The 13,125-nt window shown below is 63.8% G+C and carries 12 protein-coding genes; 8 read left to right on the top strand and 4 right to left on the bottom strand.

Annotation, left to right across the window (positions count from 1 at the left end):
• Positions 1-285 precede the first annotated feature (285 nt).
• From AC56LR_RS05385 to AC56LR_RS05375, 3 genes are all read left to right on the top strand, one after another.
• Positions 286-1,425 carry an ATP-binding protein gene (locus AC56LR_RS05385; protein WP_497128293.1) on the top strand — a complete coding sequence of 380 codons (1,140 nt, stop codon included), beginning with the start codon at positions 286-288 and terminating at the stop codon, positions 1,423-1,425.
• Positions 1,426-1,577: 152 nt separating this feature from the next.
• Entirely contained in the window at positions 1,578-1,997 is a 420-nt protein-coding gene (locus tag AC56LR_RS05380) for a PDC sensor domain-containing protein (RefSeq protein WP_497128291.1), read from the top strand.
• A 32-nt stretch (positions 1,998-2,029) separates the two neighbouring features.
• On the top strand, positions 2,030-3,004 hold the full coding sequence (locus tag AC56LR_RS05375; protein WP_497128289.1) for a sensor domain-containing diguanylate cyclase: 975 nt from the start codon (positions 2,030-2,032) through the stop codon (positions 3,002-3,004).
• 43 nt (positions 3,005-3,047) lie between these two features.
• Here AC56LR_RS05375 and AC56LR_RS05370 read toward each other — a convergent pair whose 3' ends face one another.
• The 4 genes from AC56LR_RS05370 to dusA all read right to left on the bottom strand — a co-directional run bounded on the left by AC56LR_RS05370 (position 3,048) and on the right by dusA (position 7,225).
• Positions 3,048-3,485: a YXWGXW repeat-containing protein gene (locus AC56LR_RS05370; protein ID WP_497128287.1), complete on the bottom strand. Its 438-nt coding sequence runs from the start codon at positions 3,483-3,485 to the stop codon at positions 3,048-3,050.
• Between the two features lie 201 nt (positions 3,486-3,686).
• A complete protein-coding gene (locus tag AC56LR_RS05365; RefSeq protein WP_497128285.1) occupies positions 3,687-4,031 on the bottom strand; it encodes an energy transducer TonB in 345 nt (114 codons plus the stop codon).
• Positions 4,032-4,107: 76 nt separating this feature from the next.
• Complete coding sequence (locus AC56LR_RS05360; RefSeq protein WP_497128283.1) at positions 4,108-5,880, bottom strand: methyl-accepting chemotaxis protein; 1,773 nt, start codon at positions 5,878-5,880, stop codon at positions 4,108-4,110.
• Positions 5,881-6,217: 337 nt separating this feature from the next.
• Complete coding sequence (dusA, locus tag AC56LR_RS05355) at positions 6,218-7,225, bottom strand: tRNA dihydrouridine(20/20a) synthase DusA (RefSeq protein WP_497128281.1); 1,008 nt, start codon at positions 7,223-7,225, stop codon at positions 6,218-6,220.
• A gap of 452 nt (positions 7,226-7,677) precedes the next feature.
• On the opposite strand from dusA, the gene AC56LR_RS05350 reads away from it, so the two are divergent.
• From AC56LR_RS05350 to AC56LR_RS05330, 5 genes are all read left to right on the top strand, one after another.
• Entirely contained in the window at positions 7,678-8,106 is a 429-nt protein-coding gene (locus AC56LR_RS05350) for a hypothetical protein (protein WP_497128279.1), read from the top strand.
• A 455-nt stretch (positions 8,107-8,561) separates the two neighbouring features.
• Positions 8,562-8,714, top strand: coding sequence for an STY0301 family protein (locus tag AC56LR_RS05345; protein WP_497128277.1), 153 nt, complete (start codon positions 8,562-8,564; stop codon positions 8,712-8,714).
• A gap of 172 nt (positions 8,715-8,886) precedes the next feature.
• The gene (locus tag AC56LR_RS05340) at positions 8,887-11,055 is read left to right on the top strand and encodes an O-linked N-acetylglucosamine transferase, SPINDLY family protein (RefSeq protein WP_497128275.1); all 2,169 of its coding nucleotides are present in this window, start codon (positions 8,887-8,889) and stop codon (positions 11,053-11,055) included.
• Positions 11,056-11,254: 199 nt separating this feature from the next.
• On the top strand, positions 11,255-12,106 hold the full coding sequence (locus AC56LR_RS05335) for a flagellin N-terminal helical domain-containing protein (RefSeq protein ID WP_497128273.1): 852 nt from the start codon (positions 11,255-11,257) through the stop codon (positions 12,104-12,106).
• A gap of 113 nt (positions 12,107-12,219) precedes the next feature.
• Positions 12,220-13,116: a hypothetical protein gene (locus AC56LR_RS05330; protein ID WP_497128271.1), complete on the top strand. Its 897-nt coding sequence runs from the start codon at positions 12,220-12,222 to the stop codon at positions 13,114-13,116.
• Positions 13,117-13,125 lie beyond the last annotated feature (9 nt).

Raw genomic sequence — 13,125 nt, 5'->3', positions numbered from 1 at the left:
GGGTAACAGGAGGAAATCAAACGGGACCGCCGAACGGCGAACAGGAGAGAAAGACCAACAATAACAACGACTTGATGTAGTGCAGGACAGAAGATACAGGCATTCTTCCCGTTCACCTAATCATTTCGGATTTAATTTCGCGCGTGTGCACATTCCTAAATGCCGGTAAATGGCTGGAAACGACTGTTATTATGCCGAAAACCCGTTCGATGCGAATGTCGCGGAACCGGGCATGACAAGGTTGACATGACAAAGCACCGACTGGGTGATTTCATTCGCAACAATATGGAATCGATACTCCAGGCATGGGAAGATTTTGCCCGCACGATCGAGCCACCTGCACTGACCATGGACGACGCCGCGCTGCGCGACCATGCGCGCCAGATGCTGCTCGCCTTTTCCTCCGACCTGGCCACGCCGCAATCGGACCAGGAAAAAATCGCGAAATCCAAAGGCCTGGGCAAGCGCACGCATGCCGATACGGCCGCCGAAACCCATGCCGAGGCGCGCCTGCTGTCCGGCTACACCGTGGTGCAGCTGGTTTCAGAATACCGCGCCCTGCGCTCGAGCGTGCTCACCCTGTGGGCGGCCGACATCCGGGACGACCGGTCCACCGACATGCGGGATGTGACGCGCTTCAACGAAGCGGTCGACCAGGCGCTGGCCGAGTCGGTCGCACGCTACGAATCCATGGTCAAGCAGTCGCAGAACATGTTCCTGGCAATCCTCGGGCACGACCTGCGCAACCCGCTCGGCACCGTCGTGACCGGATCGAGTTTCGTCATGCAGGCCACCGACATCCTGCCGAAATATGTGCTTGTTGCCACCCGCATGTTCAACAGCGCCAAGCGCATGAGCAAGCTGATCAATGACCTGATCGACTTTACGCGCACCCACCTGGGCCCGGGCATCCCGATCCGGGTCAAGCAGGCCAGCCTGGTGGAGGTGTGCGAGGAAGTCGTCAACGAACTGCGTACCTTCCACCCGGAGAAGCAGATCGACATCGAGGCGCCGTGCCAGCTGGACGCCATTTTCGACGAGGGCCGCATTGCCCAGGTGCTGTCCAACCTGGTCGGCAATGCCATCCAGTATGGCAATCCCGACGTCCCGGCCAGTATCATGGTGGCCTGCAGTGAAGACGATCTCGTCATCACGGTCAACAACCGCGGGGCGCCCATCGCGCCGGACAAGCTCTCCAGTATCTTCGATCCCATGGTGCGCCTGGCCGCCGCCGGCAACGCCGACGGCGACTACATGGAACGCACCAGCCTGGGCATTGGCCTGTTCATCTCGCGCGAGATCATCCACGCGCACGGCGGCAAGCTCAGCGTCGCTTCGGACGCAAGGGATGGCACCACCTTCACGGTCAGGATGCCCCGCCTCCCGAAGGGATTCCAGGGCAATCCGGGCGACGAGAACCCCTGACCCTGCGGGCCCTGCACAAGGGCAGGGCCCGCTGCCCCACGATCCGGGCCGGATACCCCGCGCCAGGGGTTGGCGTATGCTGCTCGACTTTTTCGGGTGTCATGGATATTCTCCAAGCTTCCTGCAACCCGGCGCCGCCAGCGGCCACCCTGATGACCCCTAGTGAGCCCGTACCTACCCCGATTACCCGGCTGAGGGCGAAGAAGCGTCCGGCGGTGCGCTACGCCATCCTGGTGCTCGCCCTGTTCTGTACCTTGCTGGTGGCCGCGCAGGCCTGGAGCGCCTGGAGCGCGCGCCAGAGCCGGCTGGCCGAGACGGCGGCGGCCACCTCGAACATGGCGGGCGCACTGGCGGCGCAGGCCGAAAGCACGATCAGGATCGTCGACACCGTGCTGTCCAGCGTGGTCGAGCAGGTGGAACACGAGGGCCTGTCGCCGGACTCGGCCGCGCGGCTGCGCACCCACCTGCGCAGCATGGTGGCCGGCACCAAGGAATTGCACGGCCTGTTCGTCTACGGACCCGATGGAAGCTGGCTGGTCACTTCCCGGTCGCCCTGGGCACGATCCAGCTAGACTTCTTTGCCGACCTGTACGACAGTTTCCACGTGGGCAAGGAAGGCGTGATCCTCCTGGCGATCGACAATGGCGTCGTCATCTACCGCCGCCCTTTCCTGGAAAAGCTGATCGGCCAGAGCGTCGCCGGCGGCCCCATCTTCCAGACCTATCGGGAACAAGGGCCGGTCGGCAGCGCCATGCTGCGCTCGCGGGTCGATGGCGTGGTGCGCCTGTACAGCTACCGGCATCTCGGCAGCTTGCCGCTGCTGGTCGCGACGGCCCAGGCCAAGGATGAGATCCTGGCCGAATGGCAGCAGTCGACCCTCTTGATGACGGGCGGCACCATCCTGATCGTGCTGCTGCTGGTGGGCGTCGGTGCACGGCTGGTGCGCCAGATCATGATCCGCGACCAGCTCGAAGGCGAACTCGTCATCGCCAAGGAGCACCTGCAGGAGCGCAACCAGGAACTGACCGTGCTGGCGACCAGGGATGCGCTGACGGGCATCGCCAACCGCCGGCATTTCCAGGACGTCCTGCTGCTCGAACTGGCCCGCGCAGCGCGCACCGGCGCGGCCGTGTCGCTGGTGCTGGTTGACGTCGATTTCTTCAAGAAATATAACGACCGCTATGGCCATGTGGCCGGCGACGCCTGCCTGCGCCAGCTGGCAGCGACCTTGCGTGAGGGGCTGGCGCGGCCGACCGACCTGGTAGCGCGCTATGGCGGGGAGGAATTCGCCGTGGTGCTGCCGGGAACGGGCGCGGTCGGTGCGCGCTATGTGGCCGAGCGCCTGCGGCTGGCCGTCCTCGAGCTCGGCATTGCACATCCGGACAATCCGGCCGGCACCGCCACCATCAGCGCAGGGGCAGCCACCTTCCATGCAGCGCCCGGCGAAGCGATCGCCCCCGGCGTATTCGTGAGCCGGGCCGACACCCTGCTCTACCGCGCCAAGGATACCGGGCGCAACCGCGTGTGCAGCGACCTCGACGACGCCGGATCGGGCTTCGCGCCCTCGTTCTCCATATAAAAAAACCGCCTGCGGTGCAGGCGGTTCATGTACTTCTCAACCCTTAATAACGGTTCGGGTTGTTCGGGCGGGCATCGTCGCGGTTGCGGATGCCGTCGCCGTCGCGATCACGGTCGACGCCGTTGCGGACACCATCGCCGTCGCGGTCGCGGCGCTCTACGCGGTCGCCGCGCTGCCAGCCGCCGCGCTCGAGGTACCAGCCGTTACGGTCCTGGCGCCATTCAGGCTGGGCGTAGGCATAACCCCTGCGCGTACGTTCCCAGTGGCCACGTTCCCAGACGTGGCGGCGGCCGTTCCAGGCCCAGTAACCCGGGACCCAGACATGCCCGCGGCGTGCGGCCGGGATGGCTTCATGGCGCGGCGACGGCGGCGCCTTCTGGATGACGATCACTTCGGTGCGGCCTTGTGCCTGGGCCTGGACCGGTGCGAAGGCTGCGGTGCTGATGAGGACAGCTGCGGTAGCGGCAAGAATGCTCTTCATGGTGCTTCTCCTTCTCAGTTGTATGGCTCTACTGTAGCCAGTCCCGAGCGCGCACAGTAGAAAAGAGACAACTTCTTACACTCGATACATGTCGCCACGAAAATGTAACGGTGAACGTGAACTACCTCACCCAGCACTGCCCCCATACGAAAACAGCCGGCGCAAGGCCGGCTGTTTCTTTACGATTGGCAAAAAACCGGATTAGTCCAGCTTCCATGCGTAGTCGACCTTGGTCCAGGTAGCGGCTGGTGCGCCGTCCTTGGTGCCCGGCTTGAACTTGCACGACGACAAGCCTTTGAGGGCTGCCTTGTCCAGGTTCTTGAAGCCGCTCGACTTTTCCAGCTTCGATTCGTTGACGGTGCCGTCAGCGCCGACCAGGAAGGATGCCGAAGTGGTGCCCTGCTCTTCGTTCATCAGCGATGCTTTCGGGTATTCGACCGAGCACTTCTTCGGGTCGAACGAGGCCGGCACTTCAGCGGCGAAGGTGGCGCCGGCTGCGGCGGCGAGGGTCATTGCTGCGATCAGCTTCATGGTCAGGTTTTTCATATAATTTTCCAATAAGGTTTTGATTAAGGTTGGCAGTCTCAGCTGCTTGCCGGCCTGGGCCGGCGCTTCGTCTCTCTTAGAATTCTTCCCACTCGTCATTGCCGGCGGTGGCTGCTGCTTTCTTTGGCCGGGCGGCCGGTGCTGCGGCGTCTTGCGGCGCTGCTGCGGGTTTCTTCGCGGCCGGCTTCTTCAGGGCCGGGGCCGGGCGCTTGGCTGCGCTTGGCCTCACCACCACGGCGGTGCTGGTCACGACCGGGGCCGGTGCTTCGGCCTGCTGTTCGCCTTCGGTCAGCTTGAAGATGCTGACGACGCGGGTCAGTTCGCTTGCCTGGTCTTGCATGCTCTGCGCGGCGGCAGCGGCTTCTTCGACCAAGGCGGCATTCTGCTGGGTCATGCTGTCCATCTCGATGATCGACAGGTTCACCTGTTCGATACCGGCGCTCTGCTCGGCGCTGGCGTTGGCGATCTCGCTCATGATGTCGGTCACGCGTTTCACGCTCGCCACCACTTCGTCCATCGTCACGCCGGCCTGGCCGACCAGCTTGCTGCCGCGCTCGACCTTCTCGACCGAATCGCCGATCAGGGTCTTGATTTCTTTTGCTGCCGCAGCCGAACGCTGGGCCAGGTTGCGCACTTCCGATGCCACCACCGCGAAGCCGCGGCCCTGTTCACCGGCACGGGCTGCTTCCACAGCGGCGTTCAGCGCCAGGATGTTGGTCTGGAACGCGATGCCGTCGATCACGCTGATGATGTCGGCGATCTTGTTGGCCGAGGTGTTGATCTCGCCCATCGTGCCCACCACCTGCGACACCACTTCACCACCCTTGAGCGCCACGTTTGAGGCGGTCGCCGCAAGTAGATTGGCTTCACGGGCATTGTCCGCGTTCTGCTTGACCGTCGAGGTCAGTTCTTCCATCGCCGAAGCGGTCTTTTCCAGCGAGCTGGCCTGCAGTTCGGTACGCGAGGACAGGTCGATGTTGCCGGCGGCGATTTCACGCGAGGCGGTGCCGATGGTCTCGGTGCCGCGGCGCACTTGCTCGACGATGCCGACCAGGCTGTTGCGCATTTCTTTCATTTCCACCAGCAGGCTGCTGCGGTCCGACGCATCGGTCTCGATGCCGATCGACAGGTCGCCGTGGGCGATGCTGCTGGCGATGCTGGCGGTGTAGGCCGGCTCGCCGCCCAGCTGCTTGCGCAGGCTGCGGCTGATCACCCAGGCTGCCGCGATGCCCATGGCAACGGCGGTCAGCAGCATGACGATCATGAAGTTACGGGCATTGACGAAGGCGCTCTGGGCATCGGCCGCGGCTTGCGCGTTCTGCTTTTCTTCCAGGGTGGAGAGCTGGTCCAGCGCTTCGGTCCACTTCTTCTGCACCGGGCGCACTTCGCGGATCATCACGCGGGTGGCGTCCATCGCGTTATTGGCCAGGTACAGTTCCGAGGCCTTGGCAATGGCCGGCATGGCAGCGGCTTCGAATTCCTTGACCTTGGCCAGCACCGCTTTTTCCTTGTCGCTGGCGTGGGCCGCGAAGATCGCCGACAGCTTCTTCTGGGCTTCGTCGTACTTGCGGGTCTGTTCCTTGAACTTGACCATTTCCGGTTCCATGTCGGCCGGGTCGGTCATCAGGGTCAGGACGCGCAGCGCAGCGACGCGCTCGCCGACGTTGTTGCGCATGTCGGTCACGAGGCTGGTCGACACGTTGTTGACGCTCACGACCTGGTCGAGGCGATCCTGGATCTGCGACATGCGCAGGATACCCACACCCGTGACGGCGATCAGCAACACCAGCACCAGCGCAAAGCCGAGCGCGAGGCGGGTACCGACCTTCAAGTTATTCAAAAAAGCCATTCGTGTTCTTCCCTGTTTGTGTGATCGAATTCGCCCGGATCGCTGCGCCGTGCGACGCGTCATGTGCCTCAAAAAAACGCCACATGTTTCCGACAGGATAAATCAAAAATTCTGGCCGGCAACTCGAAATCGGTGGCCGCCGCTTGTTTGTTTCAGCTCAACAACAGAATTGATTTCGATCAATCCGGTGGGAGCGAGAGAAATTATGCGATTACTCTTGCCGGTCGGCAAGCTTTTCATGACTTGCCTATACAATTCACACACATTGTGTCGTAATTTGCCGACAGGCAACGAAAAAAGCGTACCGAAGTACGCCTTTTGGGAGGGGTGAAGCAGCTCAGGCCGCGACGGGCATGCGCGCGGCGGCTTCCAGCAGCAGGGCCGGGTCGGCGCCGGCCAGCTTCTTCGGATCGGACAGCATCTGGCGGAAAGCCCGCGCGCCCGGCAGGCCGGTCATGATGCCCAGCATGTGCCGCGTAATGCTGTTGAGCTTGAGACCGTGGCTGCCATGCAGGCGCAGCTGCTCGGCGATATACGGCACCATCGCTTCGAGCACCTGCCGGCGGGTCTTCGGGCTGGCCTCGTCGCCATAGAACAGGCTGTCCCAGGTCGCCATCACCCAAGGGTTATGGTAGGCCTCGCGCCCCAGCATGACGCCGTCGACGTGTTCCAGGTGCAGGACGATCTCTGCATCGGTCTTGACGCCGCCGTTGATGATGATTTCCAGCTCGGGGAATTCGCGCTTGAGCTGGTAGGCCACCTCGTAGCGCAGCGGCGGGATCTCGCGGTTTTCCTTCGGCGACAATCCCTTGAGCACGGCGTTACGGGCGTGCACGATGAAGGTCTGGCAGCCTGCGTCGGCAATGGTACCGACGAAATCGCGCACGAAGCCGTATTCCTCGTTGTAGTCGATGCCGATGCGGTGCTTGACGGTGACGTCGATCGACACCGCGTCGCGCATCGCCTTGACGCAGTCGGCCACCAGTTGCGGCTCGCCCATCAGGCAGGCGCCGAACGCGCCCTTCTGCACGCGCTCGGACGGGCAGCCGCAGTTCAGGTTGATTTCCTTGTAGCCCCACTGCTCACCCAGCTTGGCGCTTTTCGCCAGGTCGGCCGGGTCGCTGCCGCCCAGCTGCAGCGCGACCGGATGCTCGACGCCGTCATAACGCAGGTGGCGCTCGACGTCGCCATAGACCAGTGCGCCGGTGGTGACCATCTCGGTGTACAGCCAGGTGTGGCGCGTGATCTGGCGGTGGAAGACGCGGCAGTGGCGGTCGGTCCAGTCCATCATGGGGGCGACCGACAGGCGCCGGCCGCTTGCCGGCTTGGCAGATACAGAAGTCATTGAGTGCTTGGGAAACGCGCCGTGCGGGCGAAGCCCGACATGATAGAGCAAAAGAGGGAAAGCGTCAGGGTTGGTACGGCCGAGCCGGTCACGGTATGGCGCATACGGATGAGGCCGTGTCCAAATGTCAGACCCGGCCGGTTCCTCCACATACAGCTGACACCGTGTCCGAATTACAGACCTGTCCCCGTTCCTCGTTGAGGCGAAGGGCCATCTTCCCAAAAATTTTTTAGGAAAAGTCAGCCCTGGAACACTGCCGGTTGATCTTCCTCCCTCCGGTTCCTGACTCTTGCCAACGTTGCTCCTGATCAGTCGGGCAAGAATCGCCGTTCAACCCATATGCCAAGATCAAATGGCACTACACCCGCCAAAGCATCCGGGGTGGAGCGCAGGGCAATACTAGCGGTAGCTGGGATTGTTCAGCACATAAAGTGTGCTAACCCGGAGGCTATATGTCCGAGCCTTACGAGGGTGCAGCAATGATTCTCTGCCCGCTGGAAGAACGCGACTTCCAGCACGTTTGTGCCGTCATTGTGACCGGGAGTGGGTTCAACGCATGCGGCCATACGCTACTACATGTCGGTGAAAGCTGGAGTTGGTATGTCCATATCGCTGGCCCGTATAAGTTGCCCAAGTGGATGCCTGAGAGTAACTATATGCGGTACTTAAGAGAGAACGGCAAGCGTGAAATGCGCCGCTGGATGATCAAGCTGCCCAACCCTAAGGGGGCGCATGAAAAGCTGCATGAACTGATACAAAAGCCGTGGCTATGGGGCGCTGTGGCTCATAACTGCACTTCCTTTGCGGAAGAAGTTGTCCGGGCAGGTGGTAGTAAAGCCGGGCAGTATTTCAATTGTCCTGCCGGGGAGCCATTCGCATGAGAACTACATTCATTTCGCTCAGCATCGGCTTATTGATAGCTGTACTTGTCTGGGCTTCAATAATCTTCCTCGATCCCGGCATGAACCTCGACAAGGCGTATAACATCATCGTCCTTTCGTTCATCGGTTCGGCAGTTCTCACTGCATTGGTGTTGAGGCTATGGAGTCGCCCCCGCTGAAGACTGCACACATAGAGTGCACACAACTTCAAAGGAAGCCTTTATTTACGGCTTTTTCTGTCCAGTCCATCATGGGGCGACGGACAGGCGGGGCCCGCTTGCTGGCTTGTCACAGACAGAAGTCATTGAGTGCTTGGGAAACGCGCCGTATGGGCGAAGCCCGACATGATAGAGCAAAAGGTGCTTGATGTCGCTGCCATCACACCGTGACTGCTGCCAAGTTCGTGCACCCACCGGCCTGACACCATACCCTCTCCATATCGATCAGGAGGCAGCATGCCGCATGAGTACAGGTTATGGTGCGGATATAGCGGCGAAACGGTCAAGCTGTTCCGGCGCATGGACGATGCCGCAACGCGCTGCGACTTGGTATCGAAGCAAGAGCGCCCCGGCGTGTACCGGGAGATGACGCTGCAGTGCAAACGCTGACGCGTATCCACCACGCCTTACCGGCATGTGTGGGCAGGAAGCCAAGCCGCTTTGCCAACAAAGGCAAATTTTTCCGCCCCCGGCGCAACATTCCCGCCCCCCAGACTACGGTCCCGTTTTACAATCGCGGCTATTGCCGCACAGAAACCGGCCACGCCGACCCCACTTCCCGATGACCCAGACAAGCTCTCCTGCCGCCTCCGACCAGCTCGACCAGCACCGCCTCGCCGTGCGCCGCAACCCGCGCGACGGCAATGCCCATGCCCTGCTCGGCCTGGCCCTCCTGAAAGCGCGCCGGCTCGACGAGGGCGTGGCGAGCCTGCGCCGGGCGCTGGAACTGAATCCGAAGGTGCGCGGCCTGCAGGCGGTGCTGGCTGCGGGCCTGTTCGAGCTCGGGCGCGATGAAGAAGCCGTGGCGGCCTACCGGGGCGCGCTGCGCTTCCAGGACGAGGCCGACCTGCACCAGGGCCTGGCCAATGCGCTGCTGCGCCTCAAGCGCGCGGCCGAAGGCGAAGCCCCGGCGCGGCGCGCGGTGGAGCTGGCGCCGGCGCGCAGCGCGCCGCTGCTGGTGCTGGCCGGGGTGCTGCACGCGCTCGGGAACAGCGGCGAAGCCGTGGATTGCTTGCAACGCGCGCTCGCGATCGAGCCGGACCATCTCGATGCGCGCACGGACCTGGGCAATATCCTGTTCCACCAGGGGCGCCACGAGGAAGCGGCCGGGCATTTCCGCGCAGTCCTCGCGCAGCAGCCCGGCCATGTGGCCGCGGTCCTGCACCTGGCCCATTGCGACCATGTCCTGAAGCGCCATGACGCGGCCATCGAAGGCTTCCAACGCGCCGTCGCCCTGGCCCCGGGGCGGCCGGATGTACTGGTCGACCTGAGCAATGCCTTGCGCGCCCGCGGCAAGCTCGGCGAGGCGGCGGCAACCCTGCGCCGCGCCCTCGAACTGGCGCCGGAGAACGTCCAGGTGCTGCATGGCCTGGTAGGGCTGTGCTTCAACCTGGGCGAGTGGCAGGAAGCGCTGCGCCTGGCCCGAAGCGCGTTCGAGCTCGCGCCGTCGCCGGGGGCGCACAGCGTGATGCTGTTCATCCTGAGCCACTGCTGTTTCGATCCGGACGAACTCACCCGCGAACACTTCGCTTTCGGCCAGCGCTGGGAGCCCGCACTGCGCGCGCTGCGCCGGCCCCACCTCAATGGGCGCGATCCGGCGCGCCGGCTCCGGATCGGCTTCGTATCGGCCGACCTGTACGAACATGCGGTGGCCACCTTCGTGGCGCCGGTGTTCGAGGCGCTCAAGGATAGCGGGCAGGTGGAGCTCCACGTCTATTACAACAACACGATCGACGACCCCAAGTCCGCGGCGCTGCGCGCCTGCACCGCCAGCTGGCAAACGATCGCGCACCTGGACGACGCCGCCGCCGAGGAGCTGATCCGCGCGGACGGCATCGACATCCTGATCGACCTGTCGGGCCATTCGGCCCTGAACCGCCTCCCGCTGTTCATGCGCAAGCCCGCCCCGGTGCAGGCCAGCTGGATCGGGTATGCCGGCACCACCGGCATGGAATCGATGGACTACTACGTGTGCGATCCATTCATGCTGCCGGAAGGCCGCTACGACACCCAGTTCACCGAACAGCTGGCGCGCCTGCCGCTGCTGGCGCCCTTCCTGCCGGATCCGGGCGCACCGCCGGTCAACGATTTGCCAGCGCTGCGCAACGGCTTCCTGACCTTCGGCAGCTTCCACCGCGCAAGCAAACTCAGCCGCGACGTGATCGCCCAGTGGTCGAAGCTGCTGCATGCGGTGCCGGATTCGAAGATGCTGCTGGGCGGCCTGCAGTCCGGGGTGGACGACGTGCTGGTCGACTGGTTCGCCCACGAAGGCATCCCGCGCGAGCGCCTGCTGCTGCGCGAGCGCACCCACGTGCATGGCTACCTGATGCAGCATTACGACGTCGACGTCTGCCTCAGTCCCTTCCCCTACAGCGGCTCGACCACGGTCGGCCACGCCTTGTGGATGGGCGTGCCGACGCTGGCGACGGTCGGGGCGACCAACCCGAGCCATGCCGCGGTGTCCTTCATTTCCCACGTCGGCCTGCGCGACTTCGTGACCGATGACGACGCCACCTATGTGCGCCTCGGCGTGTTCCTGTCGCAAAACATCCCGGCCCTGGCCGCGATGCGCGCCGGGATGCGCGAGCGCTTCGTCAACTCGGTGCTGGGCTATCCGGGCGTGACCGCCGCGGGCCTGGAACATGGCCTGCGCCTGATGTGGCAGCGCTGGTGTGCCGGCGAGGCGCCGGCGTCGCTGCGGGTACGGCTGTCGGACCTGGCGCCGGCCTGACTTCCCCTCGCACTATATATAGATGTCGCTTCGACGCCGCCGTTAGGCGGCGTCGTCGTTTCTACCAGCTGGGTGCGGTCACGAAAAATATTTAAATAAATTTCCGCACGGCACTTAATGCCGGAGTGAAACCTGTCGCCTTGTACTTGTGAGAGCGAGTGACGCACTCGAAACCGAATTCACCAATCAGGAGCACACCATGCTGAGCCTTCACACCAACAACGCTGCACTGTCCGCACAGAACTCGATCAGCCGCACCCAGAGCTCGCTGTCGACCTCGATGACCCGCCTGTCGACCGGCTACCGCATCAACTCGGCAATGGACGACGCTGCCGGCCTGCAGATCGCCTCGCGCCTGAAAGCCCAGACCTCGGGCATGGCCGTCGCAATGCGCAACACCCAGAACTCGACCTCGATGCTGCAGACCGCCGAAGGCGCGCTGGACGAAGTCAGCAACATGCTGGTCCGCATGAAAGACCTGGCCACCCAGGCAGCCGATGCTTCGTCGACCGCCGACGACAAGACCGCCATGCAGTCGGAATACGACGCACTGGGCACCGAACTGAAGAACGTCCTGCAGAACACCACCTTCGGCGGCACCAAGCTGCTGGTCGGCGGCACCATCGCTTCGTCGATGACCTTCCAGATCGGCGCTTCGTCGAGCGAAACCATGGATGTCACCCTGGCCACCGACGTGTCGCAAGTCGTGTCGGACGTGACCGCCGTCACCACCAAATACGCCACCACCGCCGTCGGCACCGAGCTGACCGCTTCGGCCAACGGCACCATCGGTACGCTGGAAACCGCGCTGGCTTCGGTCAACAAGGTCCGTTCGGGCCTGGGCGCTGCCGCCAACCGCCTGGAACACGTGTACAACAACCTGTCGAACATCAGCACCAACAGCAAGGCCGCTGCCGGCCTGATCATGGATGTCGACTTCGCCACCGAAAGCGCCAACATGACTTCCAGCCAGATGCTGCTGCAAGCCGGCACCGCCATGCTCAAGCAGTCGAACAGCATGTCGTCGATGGTCATGTCGCTCCTGCAGTAATCCAGCTTCTACCGGATTCGTCCGGCGTGGAATAGCCAAAGGCCAGCCGCAGTTTTCGGTTGGCCTTTTTTTATTCCGTCTTATACTTGTCTCTCCCTCACTTGCCCCCGACCATGGTCAGCATCGTCCCGCTCATTCCCGCGATCCTTCCAGCGACGCAACCCGTGCGCAACGGCGAGCTCGGGGTCATGCCCGCCGCCATCGCCGCCCTGGCCGAGGCCGAACTGGCCCTGCCGGTGTCCCAGCCACAGGCTGCCGCGGCAAATCCTGCCACGGCCATGGACGACGCGGCCGCGCTGCGCCCGGACCAGGTGTTCCTGGCGCGCCAGATGGCCTACCCGGCCCTGGACGGCCGCGCGCTGGCCTCGAACTGGCGCGCGATGGTGCGCACCTATGGCGACCTGCAGGCGCGCCGCGACCTGCAGGCGCGCGCCGGCGCCATGCCGCCGCTGCAGCTGGCCGCGGGGCAGCAGGGCCAGGTGGTCAACCAGCCGCAGGCCCAGCTGCTCGGCGCCGACGCCTGGCGCTTCACCGTCCATGCCGGCAATGCGCTGGCCCACCATCTCGAAGTCGTGGCCGAACGCGAAGACGAGCCGCCCGGCCGGCGCAAGCGCGTGCGTTTCGGGCTGCGCCTGGAACTGAGCATGGCGGACGGCACCCGCGTGGTGGTGCAGGTCGAGCCCCTGCCGGGCGGGATCGCGCTGGAATTGTGTGCGCAAGGCGCCGGGCCTTTGGCGCGCCTGCGCGTGCTGCAGCCGCTGCTCGAAAAAGCCGTGGCCCTGGCCGGGCTGCAGGTGATCCGCTGGCGCTTCCGCGATTCCCTCCCGGCCGGGAATGTGCACGCCGCGCTGGCGGCGGGCGACGCCTCGACCGCACTGAGCCTGCCGGTATTTCGCGCACTGGCGGAAATGGCGCTGCTGCTTCCGCGTGATCCGGATCTTCCCGCAACGCCCGAACCGGAGCTCGGCGCGGACGGTGGACGTACAATGGACAGCCTTGCAACAAGCTGAAGCGAGACG

The sequence above is a fragment of the Telluria sp. ZT3P39 genome (assembly GCF_059685935.1).
Note: the sequence above shows the minus strand (reverse complement) of the source record. Positions and strands in the feature narration are given on the sequence as shown.

Excerpts from the sequence above, each read along its gene's own strand:
- AC56LR_RS05385 (WP_497128293.1), top strand. The coding sequence starts at position 286 with ATGGAATCGATACTCCAGGCATGGGAAGATTTTGCCCGCACGATCGAG.
- AC56LR_RS05380 (WP_497128291.1), top strand. The coding sequence starts at position 1,578 with ATGACCCCTAGTGAGCCCGTACCTACCCCGATTACCCGGCTGAGGGCG.
- AC56LR_RS05370 (WP_497128287.1), bottom strand. The coding sequence starts at position 3,485 with ATGAAGAGCATTCTTGCCGCTACCGCAGCTGTCCTCATCAGCACCGCA.
- AC56LR_RS05365 (WP_497128285.1), bottom strand. The coding sequence starts at position 4,031 with ATGAAAAACCTGACCATGAAGCTGATCGCAGCAATGACCCTCGCCGCC.
- AC56LR_RS05360 (WP_497128283.1), bottom strand. The coding sequence starts at position 5,880 with ATGGCTTTTTTGAATAACTTGAAGGTCGGTACCCGCCTCGCGCTCGGC.
- dusA (WP_497128281.1), bottom strand. The coding sequence starts at position 7,225 with ATGACTTCTGTATCTGCCAAGCCGGCAAGCGGCCGGCGCCTGTCGGTC.
- AC56LR_RS05350 (WP_497128279.1), top strand. The coding sequence starts at position 7,678 with ATGTCCGAGCCTTACGAGGGTGCAGCAATGATTCTCTGCCCGCTGGAA.
- AC56LR_RS05345 (WP_497128277.1), top strand. The coding sequence starts at position 8,562 with ATGCCGCATGAGTACAGGTTATGGTGCGGATATAGCGGCGAAACGGTC.
- AC56LR_RS05340 (WP_497128275.1), top strand. The coding sequence starts at position 8,887 with ATGACCCAGACAAGCTCTCCTGCCGCCTCCGACCAGCTCGACCAGCAC.
- AC56LR_RS05335 (WP_497128273.1), top strand. The coding sequence starts at position 11,255 with ATGCTGAGCCTTCACACCAACAACGCTGCACTGTCCGCACAGAACTCG.
- AC56LR_RS05330 (WP_497128271.1), top strand. The coding sequence starts at position 12,220 with ATGGTCAGCATCGTCCCGCTCATTCCCGCGATCCTTCCAGCGACGCAA.